The sequence below is a fragment of the Corynebacterium sp. KPL3927 genome, assembly GCF_040225835.1.
In the GTDB taxonomy this organism is placed as follows: domain Bacteria; phylum Actinomycetota; class Actinomycetes; order Mycobacteriales; family Mycobacteriaceae; genus Corynebacterium.
The window spans coordinates 15,559-40,671 of record NZ_JBEHGD010000017.1; the positions used below are offsets into that span (position 1 = coordinate 15,559).

General features: G+C 58.1%; 19 protein-coding genes and 2 pseudogenes. 4 read left to right on the forward strand and 17 right to left on the reverse strand.

Annotation, left to right across the window (positions count from 1 at the left end; genetic code table 11):
• Nucleotides 1–4: 4 nt before the first annotated feature.
• From argC to uvrA, 10 genes are all read right to left on the reverse strand, one after another.
• Nucleotides 5–1,048 (reverse strand): N-acetyl-gamma-glutamyl-phosphate reductase, encoded by a 1,044-nt coding sequence (gene argC, locus ABRP86_RS08610; RefSeq protein WP_349853208.1) that lies wholly within the window; start codon nt 1,046–1,048, stop codon nt 5–7.
• A 202-nt stretch (nt 1,049–1,250) separates the two neighbouring features.
• Complete coding sequence (pheT, locus tag ABRP86_RS08615; RefSeq protein WP_349863739.1) at nt 1,251–3,767, reverse strand: phenylalanine--tRNA ligase subunit beta; 2,517 nt, start codon at nt 3,765–3,767, stop codon at nt 1,251–1,253.
• Between the two features lie 23 nt (nt 3,768–3,790).
• Nucleotides 3,791–4,837: a phenylalanine--tRNA ligase subunit alpha gene (gene pheS / locus ABRP86_RS08620; protein ID WP_349853205.1), complete on the reverse strand. Its 1,047-nt coding sequence runs from the start codon at nt 4,835–4,837 to the stop codon at nt 3,791–3,793.
• A gap of 120 nt (nt 4,838–4,957) precedes the next feature.
• Nucleotides 4,958–5,764 (reverse strand): TrmH family RNA methyltransferase, encoded by an 807-nt coding sequence (locus ABRP86_RS08625; RefSeq protein ID WP_349853203.1) that lies wholly within the window; start codon nt 5,762–5,764, stop codon nt 4,958–4,960.
• A gap of 93 nt (nt 5,765–5,857) precedes the next feature.
• Nucleotides 5,858–6,268 (reverse strand): TM2 domain-containing protein, encoded by a 411-nt coding sequence (locus ABRP86_RS08630; RefSeq protein ID WP_349853202.1) that lies wholly within the window; start codon nt 6,266–6,268, stop codon nt 5,858–5,860.
• A gap of 163 nt (nt 6,269–6,431) precedes the next feature.
• Nucleotides 6,432–6,815 carry a 50S ribosomal protein L20 gene (gene rplT, locus ABRP86_RS08635; protein WP_023017886.1) on the reverse strand — a complete coding sequence of 128 codons (384 nt, stop codon included), beginning with the start codon at nt 6,813–6,815 and terminating at the stop codon, nt 6,432–6,434.
• Nucleotides 6,816–6,871: 56 nt separating this feature from the next.
• Nucleotides 6,872–7,066, reverse strand: a complete 195-nt coding sequence (rpmI, locus tag ABRP86_RS08640; protein ID WP_239269865.1) for a 50S ribosomal protein L35 — start codon at nt 7,064–7,066, stop codon at nt 6,872–6,874.
• Nucleotides 7,067–7,102: 36 nt separating this feature from the next.
• Nucleotides 7,103–7,624, reverse strand: coding sequence for a translation initiation factor IF-3 (infC, locus tag ABRP86_RS08645; protein WP_081443661.1), 522 nt, complete (start codon nt 7,622–7,624; stop codon nt 7,103–7,105).
• A gap of 270 nt (nt 7,625–7,894) precedes the next feature.
• Entirely contained in the window at nt 7,895–8,752 is an 858-nt protein-coding gene (locus ABRP86_RS08650) for a serine hydrolase (RefSeq protein WP_349863742.1), read from the reverse strand.
• Nucleotides 8,753–8,817: 65 nt separating this feature from the next.
• Nucleotides 8,818–11,658, reverse strand: coding sequence for an excinuclease ABC subunit UvrA (gene uvrA / locus ABRP86_RS08655; RefSeq protein WP_349853199.1), 2,841 nt, complete (start codon nt 11,656–11,658; stop codon nt 8,818–8,820).
• A gap of 64 nt (nt 11,659–11,722) precedes the next feature.
• Between uvrA and ABRP86_RS08660 the strand changes: the two genes are divergently transcribed.
• The 3 genes from ABRP86_RS08660 (at nt 11,723) to ABRP86_RS08670 (ending at nt 15,819) form a co-directional block, all read left to right on the forward strand.
• The gene (locus ABRP86_RS08660; RefSeq protein WP_349853197.1) at nt 11,723–12,325 is read left to right on the forward strand and encodes an MBL fold metallo-hydrolase; all 603 of its coding nucleotides are present in this window, start codon (nt 11,723–11,725) and stop codon (nt 12,323–12,325) included.
• A 77-nt stretch (nt 12,326–12,402) separates the two neighbouring features.
• A complete protein-coding gene (locus ABRP86_RS08665) occupies nt 12,403–13,419 on the forward strand; it encodes a DoxX family protein (protein WP_349853196.1) in 1,017 nt (338 codons plus the stop codon).
• 141 nt (nt 13,420–13,560) lie between these two features.
• A complete protein-coding gene (locus ABRP86_RS08670; RefSeq protein ID WP_502880312.1) occupies nt 13,561–15,819 on the forward strand; it encodes a HelD family protein in 2,259 nt (752 codons plus the stop codon).
• Nucleotides 15,820–15,908: 89 nt separating this feature from the next.
• On the opposite strand, the gene ABRP86_RS08675 is transcribed toward ABRP86_RS08670, so the two are convergent.
• The 7 genes and pseudogenes from ABRP86_RS08675 to rpsA form a co-directional block, all read right to left on the reverse strand.
• Nucleotides 15,909–16,349, reverse strand: coding sequence for a universal stress protein (locus tag ABRP86_RS08675; protein ID WP_005282685.1), 441 nt, complete (start codon nt 16,347–16,349; stop codon nt 15,909–15,911).
• Nucleotides 16,350–16,432: 83 nt separating this feature from the next.
• Nucleotides 16,433–16,885: a universal stress protein gene (locus ABRP86_RS08680; RefSeq protein ID WP_005280318.1), complete on the reverse strand. Its 453-nt coding sequence runs from the start codon at nt 16,883–16,885 to the stop codon at nt 16,433–16,435.
• 151 nt (nt 16,886–17,036) lie between these two features.
• On the reverse strand, nt 17,037–19,130 hold the full coding sequence (gene uvrB / locus ABRP86_RS08685) for an excinuclease ABC subunit UvrB (protein ID WP_349863746.1): 2,094 nt from the start codon (nt 19,128–19,130) through the stop codon (nt 17,037–17,039).
• 39 nt (nt 19,131–19,169) lie between these two features.
• Nucleotides 19,170–19,532 carry a DUF4259 domain-containing protein gene (locus tag ABRP86_RS08690; protein WP_349863749.1) on the reverse strand — a complete coding sequence of 121 codons (363 nt, stop codon included), beginning with the start codon at nt 19,530–19,532 and terminating at the stop codon, nt 19,170–19,172.
• A gap of 75 nt (nt 19,533–19,607) precedes the next feature.
• Entirely contained in the window at nt 19,608–20,210 is a 603-nt protein-coding gene (gene coaE / locus ABRP86_RS08695; protein WP_349863752.1) for a dephospho-CoA kinase, read from the reverse strand.
• A gap of 74 nt (nt 20,211–20,284) precedes the next feature.
• Nucleotides 20,285–22,332 (reverse strand): annotated as a pseudogene (locus ABRP86_RS08700) (glucose PTS transporter subunit IIA).
• A gap of 313 nt (nt 22,333–22,645) precedes the next feature.
• Nucleotides 22,646–24,109 (reverse strand): 30S ribosomal protein S1, encoded by a 1,464-nt coding sequence (gene rpsA / locus ABRP86_RS08705; protein WP_005280312.1) that lies wholly within the window; start codon nt 24,107–24,109, stop codon nt 22,646–22,648.
• A 249-nt stretch (nt 24,110–24,358) separates the two neighbouring features.
• Here rpsA and ABRP86_RS08710 point away from each other — a divergent pair.
• Nucleotides 24,359–25,106: pseudogene (locus ABRP86_RS08710) on the forward strand (class I SAM-dependent methyltransferase).
• Nucleotides 25,107–25,113: the final 7 nt, after the last annotated feature.

The window sequence follows — 25,113 nt, forward strand, 5'->3', positions numbered from 1 at the left end:
AGCCCTAAGGGGCGACTGCGGCTTGGGGCAATCCCAAAGTTTCTGTCCATCCCAGCGCAAGGTTCATACATTGCACGGCGGCACCGGCGGTACCCTTGCATAAATTGTCTAGCGCCGCGGTAATGATGAGGCGGTGGGAATTTTCATCGACGTGGGCTTGGATATGCACCATGTTCGTGCCCACCACGTTCTGGGTTTCCGGTTGTTGGCCTTCTGGCAGCACTAGGCAGAAGGGCTCATCGGCATAGAATTCCTCAAATGCGGTGCGCACCTGCTGCTTGCCGATGCCCCCTTTCAGCTCCGCCGTAATCGTCGCCAGAATCCCGCGGGGCATGGGCGCAAGCACCGGGGTGAAACTCACGGACACCTCATCGTGGGAAAATGGTTGCAAGTTCTGCACGATTTCCGGGGTATGCCGGTGGGTGCCGCCTGGTTTATAAGCCTTGACGTTTCCCATGGTCTCTGCGCCCAATTGCGCGACGGAAGCCTTCTTTCCCGCTCCGGAGACGCCGGTGATGGCAATCACGGAAAGGGTGGATTCCACTAGCCCTCGCGCAATAGCGGGCAGTGCCCCCAAGGTAATGGCCGTGGGGAAACATCCGGGCACGGCTACCCGGTTTGTGCCTTTAAGGTTTGACCTGTTTTCCGGGATTTCCGGGATACCGTACGGCCACTGCCCCGCATAGTTCCCGCCGTAATAGGCTTTCCAATCGCTTTCCTTACGGAGCCGAAAGTCGGCGGCGCAATCGATGATGGTTACCTCATCGCCCAATTGCTCCGCGATCCGCGCCGAGTGTCCATGCGGCAAGCCCAAGAATACGACGTCATGTCCCGCAAGTTCCTCGGGTGTCGTTTCGGCGATAACGCGCTCTGCCAGTTGCGGCAGGTGCGGCATAATTTCTTCGACGCGCTGGCCCACTTGGGAATTTCCCGTCAAGGAACCAATGCGCAGGTCACCGGAGTGATAGGCAGGGTGGGATAGCAGCAAGCGCAGTATCTCTCCGCCGGCGTATCCTGTGGCCCCTGCCACTGCTACTGAAATCGTCATACCCGGAACTATAGCAAGAAATACGCTCCACTGTATGTTATTCAGTGAATTGGATTACTTTTCGCAGCTCATAAGGAGTGAAAATAATAAACATCTGCATGAAATAGCATAACGGCGAAGACCCAAGACCCGAGTGGCTTATGTGCCACCAAAGTCTGGTTCTTCGCCGTTTAATGCAAAGGGCTGGACTACTGGGTCTGCCCTATGCTCGCATTTCTGCGCCGAAGCGCTGCTTGGCCAATTCGGCGGCTGTAGTGCGGTGCTCGTTGACCTCCTCATCGGTCAAGGTACGGTCTGCAGCGCGGAATTGCAGCTGGAAAGCTAAGGATTTTTTGCCCTCGCCCAATTGCTCACCGCGGAAAATATCGAAGAGGTCGACCGACTCGATGAGATCGCCAGCTCCCTCCTCCACCGTGGCGCGCACCTTTTCTGCTGGGATATCCTCATCCACCACCAGCGCGATGTCTTGGTGCAAAGCTGGGAATGCAGACAGCACCGGCGCTGGGAAGCGCTCCGTCAACGGCAGCGCCGTGATATTAAGCTCCATCGCACACGTGCGCGGCGGCAAGTTGAGCGCCTCAAGAATCTGGGGGTGCAATTCGCCGGCGTAGCCCACGATGTCATCTGATCCTGGCACCTTGATGGCGGCGCACCGGCCTGGGTGCCACGGCAGGTGTTGCGCGGCTTCGACCTCGATATCAAGGCCCGCGGCGCGGGCAACCAGACGTGCGGATTCGATGGCATCCGCATAAGTGTAATCGCGGCCTTCGCCCCACGGGCCCTCGTGTTCCATCTTGCCCGTAGCGACGGTTGCCACGTGCAAGGGCTGATCCGGGAGGGTGCGCAGGAGTTCTTCCACAACTTCATCGCCAGGACGCTGGGCAACGGAAGGCATCGGTGACGATTCTGCGCGCTTGAATGCCACCTGCTGCAGGCCATACAGCGCCAGATCCTTGCGGCCGCGAGCTACGTTGCGGCCCAAAGCCTCAAGCGTTGCGGGAAGCAAGGTCGTGGCCAAGATGGCTTTGTCAGACTCCAACGGGTTCTGCACTGCCACGGTAGTGCGGCGGGCATCGTCAGCGGCAAGGCCCCACACATCAAAGGTGTCGTTTGCGATAAACGGCGTGGGCAAAACCTCTGCGTAGCCGGCATAGGCCAAACCGTGGCCGATGGCGCGGCGGCGCTTTTGCGCTAGGGGCAAACCACGACCGCCTGCTGGCGTAGGCAGAACGGTGGGGATATCTTCTAGGCCTTCTAGGCGCAAGACCTCCTCGATGAGGTCAACGTCCATGGAAATATCGGTACGCCAGGTCGCGGGTGTGACCTTAAGTACCGAATCCGATTCTGCTTCGACGGAGCAACCGACTTCTTCGAGGCGGGAGATAACGGTCTCGCGGGAGTACTCCACACCGGCGTATTCGCTCGGCTTTTCCGCACGCAAACGAATAGCCTGTGGCTGAGCAACCTCACCGACGAGGGTGCGACCCTTGTCAATCGTTCCGCCCGCGATGGAGTGCAACAACGCACACGCAATATCGAGGGCCACCTCGACGATGGCCGGATCGACGCCGCGCTCAAACCGGCGCGATGCCTCAGAAGAAAGCTTGTGCCGGCGAGAAGTGCGGGCCACGGTGATGGGATGCCAGATTGCGGACTCAAAGTAGACATCGGTGGTCTGGTCAGAAATCTCTGAGCTCGTACCGCCCATAACGCCGGCTAGAGATTGAATGCCGTTGTCATCACAGATGACCACGTCTTCACCAGAAAGTTCGCGAGTGACGTGATCGAGGGTCTCAAACTTCTCGCCTTCGTGTGCATTGCGCACCGTAAGGTCGCCTGCGATTTCATTGGCATCGAAGGCGTGCATCGGGGCGCCCAAGAGCAACATGACGTAGTTGGTCACATCCGTTGCCACATTGACGCTGCGCTGGCCGCACAGCATGAGTTCGCGTTCCATCCAAAATGGGGTGCGTGCCTGCGGATCGATGCCGGTCACCTTGCGCACGCCAAATCGCTGCGCCTTAGTTTCCTCGCGCAGATCGATGATGAGAAGCGATCCTTCGGCCTCTGGCACAACAGAGGTATCGATTCCAGCTACCGCTGGATCATCGGCGACGTCCTTAAACTCCAGATCAAAGGCCGAGGCGATCTCGCGGCTTAACCCACGCGCGGATAGTGCGTAGCCGCGGTCTGGGGTGATATTGACGTCAAAATCAGTATCGGACAGGCCGATGACTGGACGGGCATCTTCGCCCACCATGTCCGCAACTTCCTCTCCCAGCACGATGATGCCGTTTGCCTGCGCGCCAAGGCCCAGCTCAGCAGCGGAGCACATCATGCCATTGGAGATGTGATCATAGGTTTCGCGCGCTGCGATTTTGAAGCCGCCGGGCAGCTCTGCGCCGGGCAGGGAGACTACAACGTAGTCATGCAAACGGAAGTTACGCGCACCGCAGATAATGCCCTGCAATTCACCGGTGCCATTGGCCTGGCCGACGTTGACTTGGCAGTACCGAATGGGCTTTTTGAACTGCGTGAGCTCTTCAATTTCTACAACCTGGCCAATGACCAATGGACCAGTAGTCTCAGGGATAGGCTCATATCCTTCGGTTTCAAAGCCCACACGGACGAAACCGGAATCCATATCGGCAGCGGACGCGCTCCAGTTCGGATTGGAAGCGCCAAGGATACGGGTAACCCAGTCTTGGGAAATAAGCATGATGTATCTATCCTTTCTGGGTTTTAAGCCTGTACGCCAAAGGGCAAGGTGAAGCGGACATCGCCTTCGACCATGTCGCGCATATCGGTCAGTCCATTGCGGAATTGCAGGGTGCGCTCAAGGCCCATGCCGAACGCGAAACCCGTATATTCTTCCGGATCAACACCTACCGCGCGCAGCACATTGGGGTTTACCATTCCGCAACCGCCCCATTCAATCCAGCCGGCCCCGCCCTTTTTATTGGGGAACCAGACATCTACCTCGGTAGAAGGTTCCGTGAACGGGAAGTAATTAACGCGCATGCGCGTCGTGGTTTCGGGGCCGAAGAGCACTTTGGCCAGGTGCTCAAGCGTTCCGCGCAGATGAGCCATGGTCAAACCCCTATCCACGGCGAGCCCCTCCACCTGGTGGAATACCGGGGTGTGAGTAGCGTCCAGCTCGTCTGTTCGGAAAACGCGCCCCGGGCAGGCGATGTACAGGGGCACATCGCGCTCGAGCATCGTGCGCACCTGCACCGGCGAGGTGTGCGTGCGGAGAACTTGCTTGGAGCCTTCCTTGCCCACGTGGAACGTATCCTGCAGGGTGCGCGCTGGGTGATCCGGCTTGAAGTTCAGGGCATCGAAGTTAAAGTACTCTGCCTCGATCTCTGGGCCGTCGGCGATTTCCCACCCCATGCCAACGAAAATATCGGCAATGCGCTCCGATAAGGAGGTAATGGGGTGCAGCGCACCCGTTTGCGCCCGAGTCGTAGGAATGGTCACGTCAACGGTTTCGGCCTTCAGCTGGGCCTCGCGAGCCTGCTGCTCCAATTCGTCCTTGACCTGCGCAAAACGTTTTTCCATCTTGCCGCGGGCCATATTGACGGCCTTGCCGGCGGATTTGCGTTGATCCTTGGGGATTTGCCCGAGGGATTGGCGGGCTTGCGGGATATACCCGTTTTCGCCTAAGTGCTCGCGGCGGGCAGCGGTGAGATCCTCTAGCGTCTCTGCTGCTTCGAAGGCTGCGATAGCCTTATCGGCCGCGGCCCCGAGGGCCTGTTCGGTCAATTCGATCTGCGGTGTATCGGACACGTACTTCGTACCTTCTTCTCGCGCGAAAACTAACGCGTGCAATCATACTCTGTCACTAGGACACGGACGGTCTCAGGGACCCCTTTTTCATTCGCTACAGCGGATAAACGCGATTGCGGCCTAACTCTGTTCCTGTGCCTTGGCGGATTCGTACAAACAAATACTGGCCGCGGTGGCAAGGTTGAGTGACTCCGCGCGCCCCCGCAGCGGGATGCGTACCCGCATATCGGCCTCTTCAAGCAGCTCGCCCAGCCCGTGGGCTTCATTGCCGAAGAGCCAGGCGGTGGGTTGGGTGAGGTCGGCATCGGCAAGCTCTACTTCCCCATCCGCGGCCGTAGCGACGATTTGCATGCCAGACTTGCGCAATTGGCCGAGTACGTCCTTGATATTTGGATCGCGTGCAACTGGGACGTGGAATAAGGAGCCTGCCGAAGCCCGGGCAACCTTGCTGCCTAAGGGATCCACGGTCTCGCCGGCGAAGATCACGCCGTCGGCGCCCATCGCGTCCGAAGTCCTAATCAACGTCCCCGCGTTCCCGGGCTCCGAGGTAAGCACCGGCACCGAAATCAAATTCGGCTTTCCATTAAGAATCTTTCCTGCGGACCACAAGACCGAAGAACTACACAGGGCAAAAATTCCCGTCGTAGTCGCAGTATCGGCCAGATGCTTTGCGGCCTTATCTGTAATGGGGTGGACGTAGACATCCATATAGCCGCAGGCCGTGACGATGTCCGCAAAGCGCTCCGCGGCCTTTTCCGTCACAAATACATCCGTGGCCGCACCCGTAGACACCGCAGCATCCACCGCATTTTCGCCCTCGATAATGAACTGCTTGGCCTTCTTACGATTAGCAGCCCGGTGCAATTTCGCCGCGTTGACGATGCGCGGAGTGCGTTCAGTAAAGGCGGAGTCAAAGTCTAAATTCATAGGCCCTACCCTACCTTGGGCGCTGAACTGCTCGTTTCACGCCTCAGATATGACAAAGCCCTGCCAGAAATCCGGCAGGGCCATGGCAAAAAATTACTTCTTTAACGGGACTCCCCGTGCGTCCTTGTCGTAATCGCCCACGCCAAGGAGAATCATGAAGAACTCAATGAACACCCAGATTCCTAAAACGGTCCAGAAAAGGAAGCCCAACAGGAACCAGAAGGTAAACCAGCCAAGGATATTGAGAGACAACTGCACGACACCATAAGTTGTGCGACCAGTGTAGAAGTTATGCGCGCCGACACTGCCCAAGAAGAAGCACAGAAGCAACGCAGCTACCCAGGACTTTTGGTTACCTGCCACCGCATATTGTTGCTGAGGATAGCCCTGCTGCGGATAGCCACCAGAGTGGAATTCCTGGGAGTAATACGGCCGATCCTGGCCAGGAAATTGACTCGAATAAGGGTTGCCTTCTGGTTGCTCGCGGTTATACGGGCTCATCATAGCTTGGCAGTCTCCTTGCAAATACTAGCTTTATAGACTCATCAATCTAGCACACAGCGTGCACGATTTTGACGAGCATTAGGCGTTGAGATAGCACGAAACCCACCCCACGCCGGGGATTAACCGGTGATGGAGTGGGCAAGCAGCTATGTAGCTGAAAAGCTTACGCAGCCTTCGGTGCGTTGACGTCCTCAGGCAGGGCGGCCTTGGCGGTCTCGCACAGTGCGGAGAAGGCCTCGAAGTCATTGACGGCAAGCTCAGCGAGGATCTTGCGGTCTACCTCGATCTCAGCCAAGCGCAGGCCGTGGATCAGGCGGTTGTAGGTGATGTCGTTCATGCGGGCAGCAGCGTTGATGCGCTGGATCCACAGCTTACGGAACTCGGACTTACGCGCGCGACGGTCGCGGTAAGCGTAGGTCATAGAGTGCAGCCACTGTTCCTTGGCCTTACGGTACAGGCGGGAACGCTGACCACGGTAGCCCTTGGCGGACTTCAGGATCGCGCGACGCTTCTTCTTTGCGTTAACTGAGCGCTTTACTCGTGCCACAGTAATACTTCCTTAAATTCTGATTGAGATGGTGGATGTGGGTTGATTGGGCGCTTTTAGGCGCGACCGAGCAGGCGCTTGACGCGCTTGGTGTCTGGCTGAGAGACGGACTCGGTGCCCTTGAGGCGACGGGTACGCTTGGAAGGCTTGCCCTCCAGCAAGTGGCGGCGGTTTGCCTGCTCGCGGCGCAGCTTGCCGGAACCGGTCACCTTGATGCGCTTTGCGGTGCCCTTGTGGGTCTTCTGCTTCATGAGTATTAAGTCCTTAAATCCTACGTGGAATATGGTTTACTTTTTGCCCTTACGAACCGGACCCAAAACCATGGTCATGTTGCGACCATCCTGCTTGGGGCGGGACTCAACTACGCCAACCTCAGCGACGTCATCGGCCAACCGCTCCAAAAGCCGGAAACCCAGCTCCGGTCGCGATTGCTCGCGGCCGCGGAACATGATGGTCACCTTGACCTTGGATCCCTTTTCCAGGAAGCGAACTACGTTACTCTTCTTGGTCTCATAATCGTGATCGTCGATCTTCGGACGGAACTTTTGTTCCTTCACCACGGTCTGCTGCTGGTTCTTACGAGATTCGCGAGCCTTTTGGGCCTGCTCATACTTGAACTTGCCGTAGTCCATGATTTTGGCAACTGGGGGCTTAGCCTTAGGAGCTACCTCGACCAAATCCAGGTCAGCTTCATAAGCAAGCTTGCGGGCATCATCGGTGCGGACGATACCCACCTGTTCACCACCGGGGCCGACAAGACGGACCTCGGGTACTCGGATACGCTCATTAATGCGAGCTTCAGCGCTGATTGTGGTTCTCCTCGATTAGGGGTTTTGGGTAATGAGTTCACCTACCGTGGACCACAAACGAATCTAACCCGGTCTGCCAAAGGCAGCCGGGAGATCTCACAGAGCCAGACACTAATGTCTGGTTACCTTTACCGTTATCCAACGAGCTTTAAGTTCGCGGCATCGGGTGGGAGAATCTCCGCTTGTGACCCAGGTTCCTAGAAAAGGTACCTTGGGCGGTAGTGGATACGACACTAGCAGCCGCTACCATTTAAGGCAAACCGCAGAATACTAGGCATCCTCGCAGGAGGAATCGGGCTCTAGTTTTTCATCTTCAATGGATTTGTCGATGACCTTAAGGACATCATCGGCAAGGTCATCGATCGCGGCGGAGCCACTTTCATAATCCTCGCCCTCGACGATGACGCTCAAGGCCACGCCTACCCTTTTACCGTCCTTTTCATGGACACCGAATTGGCGGAATGTGTAGTCATTGCTATTTTCATCGAGCCCCCAGCCGCTTTTGGCCCGGGTGCTTGTGTGTTTGGAGAGGCCAACGTTTTGCCATTCCACGATGTCATTTAATACCTCATGGACGTATTCGGCTTCTTTGATGCAGGGCAATTGCGCGCCAAAATTTGCTTGCTCCTGCAATGGCCAGGTGGAGTACCCAAAAGCATCGTCCTCAATGGAGGCATTCGAGCCGTGCTCGCGCAAGAGTTTTTCCACCGCCTCCGAGGCCACACCTTCTTCCCACTGCACTTGCGACCACAATGCGTAGGCGGCATCATTATCGGATTCCTTGATGGCCAAATCCACCAAGGATGGATCGGCGCCGTCCTGCAGGGCCGTAATCGCGATGGGCACTTTGATGGTGGACCATGCTGGGCCTTCGCCTTTGTCGCCCGCAGAAATTTTTTCTTCACCGGCGGAGATGGCCACGCCAACCTTAGCGTCATAGTCCTTGGACACTGCCGCAATGGCGCGGTCTAGATCTTTGGCGATTGCGGCATCGGCATTATCGCTAGCGCTTGCCGATGCCCCTTCCCCCGCCGCCGTATCCGGCGCCTGTTCCGGCGACGAGCACGCCGCCACTGCAGCAAGCGATACCGTCGCCAGTATCGCTCCCATTCTCCGCCGCAGATTCATTCCTCACAGACTAGCCCATCTTTTAGAAAGGGGACAATTTTTCACAGAAACTATCCCCTTAGTTTTTAAGGCAGCATTTCCTTGAGGTAGCCGCCGGTATAGGAACCCTCCACTTGCGCGACCTTCTCCGGGGTACCCTGCGCAACCACGGTACCGCCACCGGCACCGCCTTCTGGACCCATATCCACAATCCAGTCTGCAGCCTTGATGACATCGAGGTTGTGCTCAATGATGAGCACGGAATTGCCCTTATCTACCAACCCTTGAATCACCAGCATTAACCGGCGAATATCCTCAAAGTGCAGACCAGTCGTCGGCTCATCCAGGATATAGATGGTGCGGCCATTGGTGCGCTTTTGCAGCTCCGAAGCGAGCTTCACGCGCTGAGCCTCACCGCCGGACAACGTGGTGGCGGCTTGGCCGAGGCGAACGTAGCCCAGGCCGACATCGACAAGCGTGGCCAAGTAGCGGTGGATGGAGGTAATGGGCTCGAAGAAGTCCGCTGCCTCTGAGATGGGCATGTCCAGCACTTCCGCGATGTTTTTGCCCTTGTAGTGGACCTCCAGGGTCTCGCGGTTATAGCGCGCACCCTCGCAGACCTCACACGGGACATAGACATCCGGCAAGAAGTTCATCTCAATCTTGATGGTGCCATCGCCCTGGCAGGCCTCGCAGCGGCCGCCTTTGACGTTGAAGGAAAAACGGCCGGCCTTGTAGCCTCGCACCTTTGCTTCTTGGGTCTCCGCAAAAAGGTTGCGAATCTTATCAAAGACGCCGGTATAGGTCGCCGGATTGGACCGCGGGGTACGGCCAATCGGGCTCTGATCCACCTGCACCAATTTATCCAGGTGCTCAATGCCCTCCACGCGCTTGGCGCGCCCAGGAACCTGCCGGGCGCGGTTCAAGTTATTGGCCAAGGTCTTGGCCAGGATTTCATTGACCACGGTGGACTTGCCGGAGCCGGATACACCGGTAATGCACACCAGCACGCCGAGCGGAATCTCGACGTTGATTCCCTTGAGGTTATTTTCCCGGGCGCCGACCACCTTCAGGGTGCGGTCCTTATCGATCTCGCGGCGGTGATCCGGAACGGCCAGGACCTTGGAACCGGATAGGTACTGCCCCGTTAGAGACTCCTTTACCTGCTCCACGCCGGCGGGCTCGCCCTGGTAGACCACTTCACCGCCGTACTCGCCGGCGCGCGGGCCCACATCCACGAGCCAATCGGACGAGCGAATGGTGTCCTCATCGTGTTCGACCACGATGAGCGTATTGCCAATATCGCGCAGGCGCTGCAGAGTTGAGATCAGGCGGTGATTATCGCGCTGGTGCAAACCGATGGACGGCTCGTCCAAGACGTACAAAACGCCTGCCAGCCCGGATCCAATCTGCGTGGCCAAGCGAATGCGCTGGGCCTCGCCGCCAGACAGGGTCGAGGCGCCGCGGTCCAGGGCAAGGTAGTTAAGGCCCACATCCAATAAGAAGCGCAGGCGGGCCTGGGTTTCCTTCAGCACCGCTCCCGCGATAATTTCCTCGCGGTGACCCAAGACCAGCGAATCCAAAAACTCTGAGGCATCCTCGATGGACAGGGCGCTGAGCCCCGCGATGGACTGTTCACCATGTGAGGTCGACGCCAAGCGCACAGCGAGGATTTCCGGCTTCAGGCGCGTTCCCTTACACGTGCTACACGGCACCCGGCGGGTGTATTGCAGTAGACGATCCTTTTGGGACTGCGAATCCGTGGTATCCAATTTGCGGTGCAGGAAACCAACAGCACCCTCAAAGGGCGCGGTCCAATTGCGCTGGCGACCATAGCGGTTCTTATATCGCACTCGCACCTCGGTTTCGGTGCCGTAAATCAACGCATCGCGTTGCTCCTTCGTCAGCTCGCTGACGGGGGTCTGCGGATCAAAGCCCATGGCTTTGCCCAAACCTTCCACGAGTTTGACGAAGTACCGGGAGTTCGGGCTGGAATGCCACGGCTGCACGGCATCAACGGCCGGGGCATCCGGATCCGGAATGAGCAGATCCACGTCCACTTCGAGCTTAGTGCCCAAGCCATCGCAGACCGGGCAGGCGCCAAAGGGGGCGTTAAAGGAAAACGCGCGCGGCTCGTACTCCTCGATGGTAAGTGCATGGCCATTGGGGCAGGCCGCCTTTTCAGAATAAGTATGCGTGAGTTCCTCTTTATCAACGAACTCGATGGTGACGAGGCCATCGGCAAGCCGCAAAGCCGTTTCCACGGAATCGGTCAGGCGTTGCTTCTGGGAGGCTTTGACCTGCAACCGGTCCACCACCACCTCGATGGTGTGCTTAACCTGCTTCTTCAGCTTTGGCGGATCACTTAACTGGTGGGTCTCTCCATCCACGCGCACGCGGGAGTAGCCCTGTGCCGAAAGGTCTTGGAAGAGGTCAACAAACTCGCCCTTGCGCTTGCGCGCTACCGGGGCAAGCACCTGAAACTTCAGCTTTTCTTCCTGCTCCAGCACGGAATCGACGATCTGCTGCGGCGTCTGACGCTCGATGACGGCATCGCACTTGGGGCAGTGCGGCGTGCCGGCGCGCGAGAAGAGCAAGCGGAGGTAGTCGTAGATCTCCGTAATCGTGCCCACGGTAGAGCGCGGGTTATGGTTCGTGGATTTCTGATCGATGGACACCGCCGGCGATAAGCCACCGATGTATTCCACGTTGGGTTTATCCATCTGGCCCAAAAACATCCGGGCATAAGAGCTCAACGATTCCACGTAGCGGCGTTGGCCCTCCGCAAAGATGGTATCGAAGGCCAGCGAGGACTTACCGGAACCCGAAAGCCCAGTAAAAACCACCATTTTATCGCGCGGAATATCGATATCCACGCCCTTGAGATTGTGTTCCCGTGCGCCTCGCACAATCAATCGTTCTGCCACTGCGCTCCAGCCTCCACATCATAGATTTTAATCTCCCCTTGAATGTACCCGTAAGCTGGAATGTATGACTAACGAGCTACATCTTCACCAAATCTCCGTTTCGGAGATGGACAATAACTGTTACCTGCTCACCGCCGGCGATCAAGGCTTGCTTGTCGATGCCGCCGATGACGCCCCCGCCATCCTCGACATGGCGCGCGAGGCCGGCGTTGATATCACCGCCGTTCTCACCACGCATCGCCACTGGGATCACGTGCGGGCTCTCGGCGAGGTTTTGGAGGCAACCAACGCAAAACACTACGCCTCCTTTATAGATTCGCCCGCCATTCCAGAAGACGTGGACGTTGAGCTGCGCGAGGGCGATTCCATCGACTTTGCCGGCATGAAATTGCCGATCATCATCCTGCGTGGCCATACCCCCGGCGGCGTCGCGCTTGTGGCCACCGTTGACGGTGTCACCAACCTCTTTGTGGGAGATTCCGTATTCCCCGGTGGATTGGGCCGAACGACCTCTGAAGGCGACTTTGTGCGGCTATATAAGGACGTCACCAAGCGTGTCTTCGAAGAGTTCCCAGATAACGCCATCATCCGCCCGGGTCATGGCAAGCCCACCACCTTGGGGGAAGAACGCCCCAAGTTGGGTGATTGGTGGGAGCGCCGTTGGTGATCTAGGCGGCTATTTCAGCGTATAATGGTCAATCACACGATTGGTCTAGAACAACGAGCTAAGGAGCTTAAAGGACTATGATTCGCAAGTTTGCCCGCCCCATGCTGGCATCGGTATTTGTATGGGAAGGTGTAGACGACCTGCGCAATGCCTCGGAGCACACCAAGGAAACCGAAGGCTTCCTCAAGACCCTGCGCAAGTTCGTCCCCTCCGGTTACAAGAACCTGATTCCCAACGATCCGGAACTAGCTACCCGCGCCCTCGGCGGCGCAAAGATCGGTGCAGGTACCACCTTGGCTCTGGGCAAGGCACCACGCACCTCCGCAGCCGTGCTGGCTGCCGCTACCCTGCCCAACTTGGTGGGCAAGAATAACTTCTGGGCCGCAGATAATAAGAAGGACAAGGAAGACCGTCGCAACGGCTTCATTACCAATACCGCCCTGCTCGGCGCGCTCTTTATCACCACCCAGGACACAGAGGGCAAGCCGTCCCTGCGCTGGCGCGCACAGAAGGCCGGTGAGCGCACCAATAAGAAGATTCAGCAGGCGCTGCCCACCAAGTCTGAGTCCCAGGAAAAGCGCGAGGAGCTTTCCGCTCGCGCCAACGAGCTGTCCAACAAGGCCGGCGACTGGTTCAACGAAACCTCTCAGAAGGCGCAGGCCTACGTGGATGACAACAAGGATGACTGGCAGTCCACCGGTCGCGGCCTGCTGGATACCGCAAAGTCCTATGTTGATGACGCCAAGGACTACGTCGATGACAACAAGGAAGACTGGCAGGATTCCGGCCGCGGCTTCTTGGACAATGCGAAGTCATTCATCGAGGACTCCGTAGATAGCGCCAAGTCTTACGTTGGCGACAACAAGCAGGAATGGCTGAAGTCCGCTGAGTCCAACACTAAGACCGCCCGCAAGGGTGCCGTCAAGGCTGCGAACAAGGCACAAAAGCGTGCCGATGACGCAGCCTCGAAGCTCGACAAAGCAGACTCCAAGCGCGCTGCTAAGAAGGCTTCCAAGCAGGCAGATAAGCTGCAGAAGAAGGCTAATAAGAAGATCGAAGCCGCTATCAAGAAGATTGAAAAGCGCGCTAAGTAATTCGCCTTAACCCTCGCACACGGCCCAGCCCTACGCTGGGCCGTTGTTCTTTGTCACGGCAAGGTCTAAACTCGAACCTCCCCTACGCGGCACGCGGATGCGCGCCCACCCATATTTTCGTGTTTCATTCTGAGGAGTCTTGTGAACTCTGCACCGAAGAATTCTCCAGCCAATCATTCTCCCGCTGATGCAACTTCATCTAGCCGCGCGGAAAACGCTGGAATTTCAGCCATCGAAGCCGAGCAGAACTATGTCGATGGCCTCTTTGACCGCCTCGATGACGAGGTAGCCGCGGCAAACGCGCGCCTGAATGAGGTCCAAGCCGAGGTCGATCCGGCGACCCCCGATGCCGATGCCTTAGTGCGCCGCGAAACGGAATACCACGGCCTCCAGGCCAAGTTGGACCGCCTCAACGTCGCACAAATGGGGCTCGTCTTTGGCCGTATCGATATCGATGCTCCCGGTGATAACCCAACTGAAGAAGGACTGGACCGCCGCTATATCGGCCGCATGGGTTTGGATGCGCGCGAAGAAAACTATCGCACCCTCCTGCTGGATTGGCGCGCGCCCATGGCCCGCCCCTTTTACCTCGCCACCACCGCACAACCTGAAGGCGTACACACGCGCCGCCAGATCCGCATGTCCGGCCGCACGGTCACTGATGTCAATGATGAGGCATTAAACGGCCCAGGCGTGCGCGAGGAAGAGGCGGGCGTGGCGAGCGAGTCCGCCCTGTATTTTGCCATGCAACGCGCCCGCACGGGACACATGACGTCCATCGTGGAAACCATCCAGCGCGAGCAGGACGAAATCATCCGGGATAATACCCGCGGCGTCATGGTCGTAGAAGGCGGTCCCGGCACCGGTAAAACTGCCGTCGCGCTACACCGCGTTGCCTACCTGCTCTACACCCACCGCGAGCAGCTATCTTCCACCGGTGTACTCATCGTTGGACCCAATACCAACTTTTTGGACTATATTTCCCGCGTGCTGCCCGAGCTCGGCGAGACCGGCGTCGTGCTCTCCACCATTGGTGGGCTATTCCCCGGCATCACTCCCACCCATACCGAGGGGCTTGTGGGCCGCGAAATTAAGGGCAGCGCGGCCATGGCGGAAATCCTGAGCGCCGCCGTCAAGGATTATCAGCAGGTGCCAAGTGAGCCCCAGGACATCACCGTAGATGGCCTGACCCTGACCATCACGCCGTCCATGGTGAAGAGGGCGCGCACCCGCGCTCGCCGCTCACGCAAGCCGCATAATCAGGCGCGCGAGGCATTCATCGAGCACTTCGTGGAGGATCTCGCCCAAGAGATGGCCACCAAGGTGGGCACGGATCCCCTGGGCGGGGAAAACCTCCTAAGCCGCGCGGATGTGGACCAATTCCACGATGATCTTGCCGTTGATGAGTCCGTGGTGGGATGCATCGATGATTTTTGGCCCGAGCTCGATCCCTCTGAGGTACTCGCCGCTTTATTGTCTTCCCGCGAACACATTGCCTCGGCTGCCCGTGGCTACGATGAGGAGACCCAAGCCGCCTTGTACCGCGCAGACGGCTACGCCTGGACCGATTCCGATGCCGCGCTTTTGGATGAGTTGGCCGTCCTCATCGGCTTGCCCAATCCTGAGGAGAAGAAGGCAGCCAAGGATGCCGAGTGGCGCGAACAGATCGCGGATGCAGAAGATGCGCTGGATATCCTATCCTCCTCCGAATCCACCGATAACGATGATGACATGTTTGAAGCGGAGATTCTTTCGGCGCACGACGTCATCGACGCGGAGACCCTAGCGCAGCGTCAAGAGGTACGGGATACGCGCACCACCGCGCAGCGCGCGCGGGAGGATCACACGTGGGCGTTTGGCCATATCATCGTGGACGAGGCGCAGGAACTTACCCCGATGGAATGGCGGATGCTCTTCCGCCGCTGCCCGTCCCGGTGGATGACGTTGGTTGGCGATACCTCGCAGACAGGCTCTCCTGCCGGCGTGGATGACTGGGGCGAGGCCTTGGAGCCGTTCATCGCCCAGCGCTTCCGCCACCACCTCCTTACCGTCAATTACCGCACGCCCGAGCCCATTACCGAGCTTGCCAATGGCCTGTTGGCCTCCATCGATCCGGAAGCCACCCCGGCCATAGCCATTCGCGACGGCGTGCCGGTGCGCCGGCTTGCCGATGCCGACTTCACCCCCGGCGTTGTCACCGAAGACGATGGCCGCCTGACCGCGGTCATTGATGCTACGAACGCCGAAGCAGTCAAGGGCCTCGAGTTCGACCACGTTATCGTGCTTAACCCGCGCGAGATTGTCGATGCCTCCCCGCAGGGGCTGCAGAACCTGTACGTCTGCATCACCCGGGCCACGCAAACGCTGACCCTAGTGGGAGATACGTCCGGCGTGCTCTAGCCCACTGGGATCACAAAACCCACCGCGCGGCTCCAGTGAAGGACTCGCTGCGGTGGGTAAGGCGAAAGCCGGTCAGGCGAAGGCCTAGATTAATTAACGGTGTGAACAATCATGACGTCACAATCGGACTGACGCGCCACATCCGCTGGCACAGAGCCGAGTAGACGACCGGTCAGGGAATTAATCCCGCGGTTACCCACGATGAGCAGGTCTGCATCATTGTCATTGACAATGGACATCAGGGCTTGCACCGGCGTGCCAGGGCGGACGGCGGTTTCTACCTTGGAAACCCCGTGCTTTTCCGCTTCTTCCTTGCCTGCCTGCAGGTTGGCTTCGGCTTTCTCATCACCAAGAATAGTGACGGAATCCTGACGCAAGGTCTTCGAAGCCTGCTCTTGATTCTCGTAGTAAGCACAACCGATGATCAGCGTGGCATCGAATGCAGCGGCAATCTTGGCTGCTCGCTCCACGGCGAGGAGGGAGGACTTGGAACCGTCAGTACCGACAACAATCGTGCTGTAGTCGCTCATGATGACCTTTCTTTGTGGGTGTGTACCCTAACTATTCTAGTGTGCCAACTTGGCGTTACTGCAAGTCTAACAATGAAAAGTGATTAACGTTTTTCACTCGTATTAACCACCACGACATCCACCTTGGATTTATGGGTAAGTTCCGTCGGCACCGAGCCAAAAACGCGCCCGCGCACGGAATTAACGCCGCGATTGCCCACGACCAAGAGCTCAACGTCGTATTTCTCCGTGACCTCGATTAAGGCGTTGACGGGGTCACCGGGGGTGGTGACCACTTCAATGTTTTCCGCCCCTTCGGACTCGGCAATCCGCTGCGCATTCGTGAGGTAGGTATCGGCCATTTCTTCGCTGACCACCGGTAGCCTGGAGCCCTCACCGCTGGGGGCACCGAGCATGGAGCCAGAATGGTTATAGGCTGCGGAGACGATGATGAGCTTGGCATCGTATGCCCGCGCCATGGATGCAGCCGAGCGCACGGCGCGCAGGGAAGTTTCGGAGCCATCGGTACCGACGGCGATGGTGTGATACGTAAGCATGATTCTCCTTGCTGGTGAATTACTAGGTCGGCACATTGAACCGGCTGATTAAGTCGCCCCCAGTATAGTCAGGACGCCGAACCAATAAGCCGATCGTTGCAGTAGTGCGCACTTTTAGGGGGAGAGAGGTACCGGGATGCCGCGCACGCCGCTAGATTCCGGCTTCCTTTAGGCCGCGCAGCTCCTTCTTCAAATCAGCAATCTCATCGCGCAGCCGGCCGGCTAGCTCGAATTTCAACTCGCGCGCGGCAGCGCCCATCTGTGCCTGCAGGTCATTGATGAGCGCCTCAACCTCATCGGTGGCCATGCTGGAGACATCGCGCTTTTCCACCACAGCCGAGGGATCCGACTCCGGCGCCTCTTCCCCGTTGTTTTCATAGACCTGATCCAAGATATCGGCGATCTTCTTGCGCAGGGGCTGCGGATCCACGCCGTGTTCCTTGTTATAGGCAATCTGCTTCTCGCGGCGGCGCTCCGTTTCATCGATGGCTTCTTGCATCGAGTCGGTGATTTTATCCGCATACATGATGACCTCGCCCGATACGTTACGCGCGGCGCGGCCAATGGTCTGGATGAGCGATGTTGTCGAGCGCAAGAAGCCTTCCTTATCCGCATCAAGGATGGCCACGAGCGAGACCTCAGGCAAGTCCAAGCCCTCACGCAAGAGGTTAATGCCTACAAGCACGTCGTATTCACCTTGGCGCAATTGGCGCAGGAGTTCCACGCGCTGCAGCGTATCGATATCCGAGTGCAGGTAGCGGACCTTAATCCCCTGCTCCAAGAGGTAATCCGTCAGGTCTTCTGCCATGCGCTTGGTCAAGGTGGTGACCAATACGCGCTCCTTCACGGCGATGCGGCCGCGGACCTCATCAATGAGATCATCAATCTGGCCCTTGGTGGGCTTCACCGTCACCTTGGGATCGACCAGACCAGTCGGGCGAATGACCTGCTCGACAAACTCGCCGCCGGAGGAGGTCATTTCGAAATCGCCAGGGGTAGCCGACATATAAACGGTTTGACCAACGCGCTCTTCAAATTCGTCAAAGGTCAGTGGCCGGTTGTCCACCGCGGAGGGCAGGCGGAAGCCAAACTCCACCAGGTTTCGCTTGCGCGACATATCGCCTTCGTACATGCCACCGATCTGTGGCACGGTCACGTGGGACTCATCGATGATGGTAAGAAAATCCTCTGGGAAATAGTCCAAGAGCGTGGCTGGCGCGGACCCCGCCGGGCGGCCATCCACGTGGCGGGAGTAGTTCTCAATGCCGGAACAGAATCCCACCTGCTCGATCATCTCTAGGTCATATTCCGTGCGCATGCGCAGCCGCTGCGCTTCTAAGAGCTTGCCGCGGTTTTCTAGATCCTCGAGGCGCTCAGCCAACTCTTCCTTGATATCGGCCACGGCCTTTTCCATGCGCTCTGGGCCGGCCACGTAGTGCGTGGCGGGGAAAATGCGCACTTCATCGACTTGCTCGATAACGTCACCGGTTACCGGGTGGATATAGTACAGCGAATCAATATCATCGCCGAAGAACTCGATGCGCACCGCGCGTTCCTCATATGCCGGAATGATATCGACCGTATCACCCTTGACGCGGAAGGTACCGCGGGTAAAGCCCACATCGTTGCGCTCATATTGGATATCCACCAAGAGCCAGAGGAAACGGTCCCTGTCGAGCTCCTCGTCGACGGCGATAATCACCGAGCGATCCAAATAGGATTGCGGAGTGCCCAGGCCGTAAATGCACGAGACCGAGGAGACCACCACGACATCGCGCCGCGAGAGCAATCCAGAGGTGGCCGAGTGGCGCAGGCGCTCGACGTCCTCATTAATGGAGGAGTCTTTTTCAATATAGGTATCGGTCTGCGCGATATAGGCTTCCGGCTGGTAGTAGTCGTAATAGGAGACGAAGTATTCCACCGCGTTATTGGGCAATAATTGGCGCAGCTCATTGGCCAGCTGTGCGGCCAAGGTCTTATTGGGCGCCATGACAAGCGTGGGTCGCTGCTGCTTTTCAATCAGCCACGCGGCCGTCGCGGATTTACCCGTACCGGTGGCACCCATGAGCACAACATCGCGCTCGTCGCGGTTTAGGCGCTCATCAAGTTCCTTGATGGCGGCAGGCTGGTCACCGGCGGGTTCATAATCAGAAACCACCTGAAATTTGCCGGGGGTGCGTTCTACCTCGCCGACGACGCGGTGTTCAGAGTTTGGAATAAGGGGATGTTCAGCAGCAAAAGCCATGCCCGCTATTCTACTGCTTGTACGCTCCTGCTAGCCATTTCACGGCAGCGCGGCCTGGGCGGTATGCAACCACTGCTCAAGCTCCCCTGTCGGTTCCCAAAGCGCGTAGACCGACGAGGAATCAGAGCACATGGCTTGGTTAATGCGCCGGCGCAGCCACGCCTTGGATTGCGGGGTATTCAGGGACGCTAAATCCCGTGAGGCTAGGCCGTCCGGCAGGCCATCGGCCGGCAACTTCGTCAGTGCACCTAATGCTATGACCGCTTCGGCTTCATCGGAATCGAGCACCCCCGTGCCGCACGATCGCTGAAAGTGCCGGAGATCAAAAGAACCATCCCGCAGGCTATCGAGTACGTCTCGCGCCGCGTGATTATCGAATGGTCCAGTGCCCCAAGTTCCCACGCTCAAGTAGTGTAGGGGCCAAAAGCAAACATTAATAGGAAAATGCGTTAACGCTACCTACCAAAAAGGTTAAGACTAAGAAGACGCCGCCTCGATCTCATCGCAGACCGCCACTGCGTGCTCGGCCAGTTGTTCCTGCGTGCCGTTATTGTCTATGACATGGCTTGCTGCCGCGAGCCGCTTCTCATCAGAAATCTGGGCGTTAATCCTTTTGCGCGCGTCTTCCTCATCGAGTCCGCGGAAATCCACGAGGCGCCGCACCCGCTCTTCTGGGTCCACGTCCACGACGATCACAAAATCCATATCCCCGTCGAGCCCATTATCCACCAGCAGCGGCATGTCATAGACCGTAAAATCAACGCCCTCTTCGCGCGCGGCGGCAAATTGCCGCTGGGTCTCTTCCTGGATGCGCGGGTGCGTAATCGAATTGAGGAGCTCGGTATGCTCCTTGTCCACGAAGGCCCGGCGAGCGAGTTCCTTGCGGTCGAGGCTGCCGTCTTCCTGCAGGATATCCTCGCCGAATTTCTCCGCTAGCTCGGCCAATGCCGGTTGGCCAGGCTTGACGATGTCCCTCGCTATGCGATCTGCGTCCACCACCCGCCAGCCGCGCTGGGCGCACAGCTTCGCTACCGTAGATTTCCCGCTGCCAATTCCCCCGGTTAATCCGATTAGCTTCATAAGGTACCAGGGTACGCGAAAAGGAGCCCGGCACGACTACCTGGGCTCCTTGGTACGGAATTTAAGAGTGCCTATTAGGACTCGAGTTCTTCTTCCGGCTTTGGATGAACCTGCAAGAGTTCATCGCTTGGGGTGACAGCGCCGGTAGCGCCGCTCACGGAACCAAATTTCTTGGCGTTGGTGACAACAACCGGGGTAATCAGGTTGTAGTCCTTGGACTTGATGAAGTCTGCGTCAAAGGTGATGAGCTTATCGCCAGCAGAAACGCGCTGCTTCTTTTCCACGTGGACATCAAATCCCTCTCCGCCGAGTTCCACGGTATCCAGGCCAACGTGGATGAGCAGCTGTACGCCGTTATCCAGGTTCAGACCGATCGCGTGGCCGGATTTTTGGACGGTGAGCACGGTACCATCGGCAGGCGCGTAGACGGTATTGCCGGTTGGCTTCACGGCAGCGCCCGGCCCAAGCTTGGCGCCGGCAAAGATGGGATCCGGTACCTCAGACAGGTCCACGGCCTCGCCCTCCAGAGGAGAGTCCAGCTTGATGATTGCCTGTTCTGCTTCCTTGGTGGCGATTCCGGTAGCAGCCGCAACCCCTGCAGCCTGTGCATTCTCGGAACCGTCCGACTCATCATCGGATCCGCCGATGATGCGGGACTCGGAGCGGCTAGCAACCTCTTCCACAGTCTCGTTATTTTCGCGGGCGATGCGCTCAAGATCGGCTTGCTTTTCCTCTGCGGTGCGGTAACCAAACAGCAGCGTGAGGGAGAAGGAGGTGAAGAATGCCACGGCGATGCCGATGATGTAGCCCACCTGCGGGGTCATGGCTGGGGTGGTCAAGATGGAGGTGAAGACGAAGGCGTTAGCGCGGACATCGAAAAGCCCCATCACTGCGCCACCGATGGCACAACCCGGCAGCAGGCGGTAGTAGGTGCGGCGGAAGCGGAGCAAGATGCCGTAGAGGGACGGCTCCGAAATACCGCCGAGCATGCCGGCTGCGAAGGCACCGACGGAGACCTGGCGCATGGAGTTGTTCTTCTCCTTCATGGAGATGACCATCACGGCGCCGGTAACGCCGAAGCAGGCGAAGTTCCACGCACCCATGGGGCCTTGGATGAAGTCGTAGCCGTAGGTGGTGATGTTCTGAATCATGATCACGTTGAGCGGCCAGTGCAGGCCCATGGGCACCAGGAATGGGTACAGCAGCGGAATGACAATGGCCAAGATGAACGGCGAGAAGTCATTGATCTGGAACAGTACCCAAGAGATGCCATTGCCCACGCCGATGCCGAATGGGCCGAGCAGGAAGGCCGTAGCCGGAATCATGATGAGCAGCGAGAAGAACGGCACGAAGACCATGTGTACGGCGCTCGGGATGATCTTCTTCAAGCCCTTTTCCACCCAGAACAGGCCGATGGCCGCCAAGATCGGTGGGAATACCTGGGAGCCGTAAGAGTTAATCACCAGCGGCAGGCCGAAGACGTTGACGGTATCGCCCTGTTCACCCAGGGACATGAACTCCGGCGTGAGCAAAGCGGCCGGGATGGCGGCCGAGACCCACATATTCGCACCCAGCTTCTGCGCGGCGGTAGCACCCACCATCACCGGCAAGAAGTAGAAGACCGACTGGAACATCGCGTGGGCCAAGCGGTAACCCTCAGGCTGTTCTTCCAACGGCGCGCGGAAGTCTTGGATGCCAATGGTATCCGCCAGCACCAGCAGCGTGATGATGAGGGAGGCACCAAGCAGCGCCCACAGAATCGGGCGGAAGGTATCAGAGAGGAACTCGAAGCAGTAGTCGATCCAATCGTACTTACCGCGCACACCGTCGTAGTTCTTCTTAGATGAGGAGGCCTCCTCATCCGGCGGATTGACCCCAGGGTCCTTGATGATTTCGCCGTAGTAGCTGGCCACGCCGCCACCCATGACTACTTGGTAGCCATGGGTACCCTGCGTGACGGAACCGAGAACGGCCGTATCGCTTTCCAGCTTTTCCTGATCTACTTTCCCACATCAGCGAGTTGAAAACGCAGGCGCGTCGCACAGTGCGTCAGCGACGTGATGTTATCGGCGCCGCCCAAGCTATCGATGATGTGTGTGGAAGTGTCCTTCACAGATGCCACTTCATACTCCTTGCATAAAGACAAAACAATAGTCAGTACTCAACTGGCTATTACGTCACACTTGGATTATAAGTGAGAGGCAACACAAACAAAAGCCCAATTTAGTGGTCTTAAGTGGGGATAGTTGTCTTTTTTGCAGGCGCCTTTGCTTTGCCGCAGGTCAAGAACCCGCAAACGAAAAATACCGGGCAATCGTTTGCATATACTGTCATAAAACTCACAAAGCCGCGTCCTGTCTCCCCGAAGGAGAAGGACGCGGCTAGTGCAGCTGCGTGGAGTTAGGGACTATCTCACCCTAAGCTCCAAAGGCGTCTTAGTTGCCGGCGAGCTTGTCGCGCAGTGCGGCGAGCTGCTCGTCAGAAGCCAAGGATCCGCCGGACTCTGCCTGAGTCTCCGATGCCGGAGCTGCATCGGTGGAGTCAGAAGAGTAGTTGGAGGATGCTTCAGCGGACTCTGCAGCCTCTGCGGCCGCAGCGCGGTTGCGCTCGATCTGAGCGGTGTGCAGGTTGAAGCGGCGCTCGGACTCTGCGTAGCGTGCCTCCCAAGCCTGACGCTGCTCGTCGAAGCCTTCCTTCCACTCGTTGGTGTCCGGGTCGAAGCCTTCTGGGAACACGTAGTTGCCCTGCTCGTCGTAGGAGTCAGCCATGCCGTACTTGGACGGATCGAACTCTTCGGAGTAGTCCTCGTCAGCCTGCTTGACGGACAAGGAGATACGACGACGCTCGAGGTCGATGTCGATGACCTTGACCATAACTTCCTGGCCAACGGTGACAACCTGGTCCGGAACCTCGACGTGGCGCTGAGCCAGCTCGGAAATGTGAACCAGGCCCTCGATGCCTTCCTCGACGCGAACGAACGCACCGAACGGAACCAGCTTGGTGACCTTGCCCGGCACGATCTGGCCCACAGCGTGGGTGCGGGCGAAGACGCGCCATGGGTCTTCCTGGGTTGCCTTCAGGGACAGGGAAACGCGCTCGCGGTCCAGATCAACGTCCAGAACCTCAACGGTTACCTCGTCACCAACGGTGACAACCTCAGATGGGTGGTCGATGTGCTTCCAGGACAGCTCGGAAACGTGAACCAGGCCGTCGACGCCGCCAAGATCGACGAAGGCGCCGAAGTTGACGATGGAAGAGACAACGCCCTTGCGGACCTGACCCTTCTGCAACTGGTGCAGGAACTCGGAACGGACCTCAGACTGGGTCTGCTCCAGGTATGCACGGCGGGACAGGACAACGTTGTTGCGCTGCTTGTCCAGCTCGATGATCTTAGCTTCCAGCTCCTGGCCAATGTAGGGCTCCAGGTCGCGGACGCGACGCATCTCAACGAGGGAAGCAGGCAGGAAGCCGCGCAGGCCGATGTCCAGGATGAGACCACCCTTGACAACCTCGATGACGGTACCGGTAACCGGCTCTTCCTTGGCCTGCAGCTCCTCGATGGCGCCCCAAGCACGCTCGTACTGTGCGCGCTTCTTGGACAGGATCAGGCGGCCTTCCTTGTCCTCCTTGGTCAGGACAAGCGCGTCAACCTCATCGCCGACCTCGACGACCTCGTCGGGATTGACGTCGTGCTTGATGGACAGCTCGCGGGAAGGGATAACGCCTTCGGTCTTGTATCCGATGTCCAGCAGTACCTCGTCGTGGTCAACCTTGACGACGGTACCCCCGACAATGTCACCATCGTTGAAGTACTTGATGGTGGCGTCTACAGCTGCGAGGAAGTCCTCTGCAGTTCCGATATCGTTGATCGCAACCTGAGGGGTAGTAGAAGATGGCATATTGTAAAAATGCTCCGAATAAATGTAGGAAATCGTTCGTGGACAACTGCGTGTCTCTCGAATTAAAAGCCCATCTGCGCTACACAAATACAGGAGATAGAGGCCACATTCGATCCCGCCGCGTGATTGCCCCAAGCTTTCCTACAATAGCCTGCAACAACCCGTGGCATAGACATGCTTGTAAGAGCCTACATCTGTCCAGCTTATACGGCAAATATTGCACGCCAAACAGAAAGGTAACCCACCCCAGTGACTTCGCCTTCTCACGCCAATCAATCCCACTGGGACGGTGATGCGGCCAACTACCATGCCGAGCACCCCGAGTACCTTTCCTCTTTTTATTGGTTCCTCTTTTTATTGGTGTCCGGAGATGCTCCACGAGGCCGATGCGCAGCTGCTTGGCGATGTCTCCTCTGCCGCCGTCCTCGAAATTGGCTGCGGGTCTGCCGCCTGTACCCAGTGGCTCAGCGCCCGCGCCCGCTTTGTCACCGGCTGCGATATTTCCCGGGGAATGCTCTCCCACGCAGATCCCGGGTTGGCGCTCATCCAAGCCGATGCACTGGCACTGCCCTACGCCACCGATTCCTTTGACGTGGCGTTTTCTGCGTTCGGCGCATTCCCCTTCCTTGCTGATCTCGATGCCGCGCTCGCGGAAGTTGCCCGTGTTGTGCGCCCAGGCGGGCGGTTCGTCTTCTCCGTGACCCACCCAATGCGCTGGATCTTCCCCGACGATCCCATCAGCCTTACCGCAGAAATCAGCTACTTCGACCGCGCCTACCTGGAACACGATTCCGCTGGGACGCTCACCTACGCCGAGTTTCACCGCACCATCAGCGATTGGTTCCGCGCGCTCCAAGGTCGCGGACCATTCCTCATCGAGGACATCATCGAACCGGAATGGCCCGAAGGCTTAGATACCGCCTGGGGTCAGTGGTCTAGGCAGCGCGGGGAAATTTTCCCTGGCAGCATGATTTTCATCTGCCGCGCCTACAGCTAACGTGGAC

What these genes read in the sequence shown, in the direction of transcription:
- uvrB (WP_349863746.1), bottom strand. Translation starts at nt 19,130, where the DNA reads ATGGCTTTTGCTGCTGAACATCCCCTTATTCCAAACTCTGAACACCGC.
- argC (WP_349853208.1), bottom strand. Translation starts at nt 1,048, where the DNA reads ATGACGATTTCAGTAGCAGTGGCAGGGGCCACAGGATACGCCGGCGGA.
- ABRP86_RS08665 (WP_349853196.1), top strand. Translation starts at nt 12,403, where the DNA reads ATGATTCGCAAGTTTGCCCGCCCCATGCTGGCATCGGTATTTGTATGG.
- ABRP86_RS08680 (WP_005280318.1), bottom strand. Translation starts at nt 16,885, where the DNA reads ATGCTTACGTATCACACCATCGCCGTCGGTACCGATGGCTCCGAAACT.
- ABRP86_RS08675 (WP_005282685.1), bottom strand. Translation starts at nt 16,349, where the DNA reads ATGAGCGACTACAGCACGATTGTTGTCGGTACTGACGGTTCCAAGTCC.
- ABRP86_RS08650 (WP_349863742.1), bottom strand. Translation starts at nt 8,752, where the DNA reads ATGAATCTGCGGCGGAGAATGGGAGCGATACTGGCGACGGTATCGCTT.
- ABRP86_RS08625 (WP_349853203.1), bottom strand. Translation starts at nt 5,764, where the DNA reads ATGAATTTAGACTTTGACTCCGCCTTTACTGAACGCACTCCGCGCATC.
- pheT (WP_349863739.1), bottom strand. Translation starts at nt 3,767, where the DNA reads ATGCTTATTTCCCAAGACTGGGTTACCCGTATCCTTGGCGCTTCCAAT.
- coaE (WP_349863752.1), bottom strand. Translation starts at nt 20,210, where the DNA reads ATGAAGCTAATCGGATTAACCGGGGGAATTGGCAGCGGGAAATCTACG.
- ABRP86_RS08660 (WP_349853197.1), top strand. Translation starts at nt 11,723, where the DNA reads ATGACTAACGAGCTACATCTTCACCAAATCTCCGTTTCGGAGATGGAC.
- rpsA (WP_005280312.1), bottom strand. Translation starts at nt 24,109, where the DNA reads ATGCCATCTTCTACTACCCCTCAGGTTGCGATCAACGATATCGGAACT.
- ABRP86_RS08630 (WP_349853202.1), bottom strand. Translation starts at nt 6,268, where the DNA reads ATGATGAGCCCGTATAACCGCGAGCAACCAGAAGGCAACCCTTATTCG.
- rpmI (WP_239269865.1), bottom strand. Translation starts at nt 7,066, where the DNA reads ATGAAGCAGAAGACCCACAAGGGCACCGCAAAGCGCATCAAGGTGACC.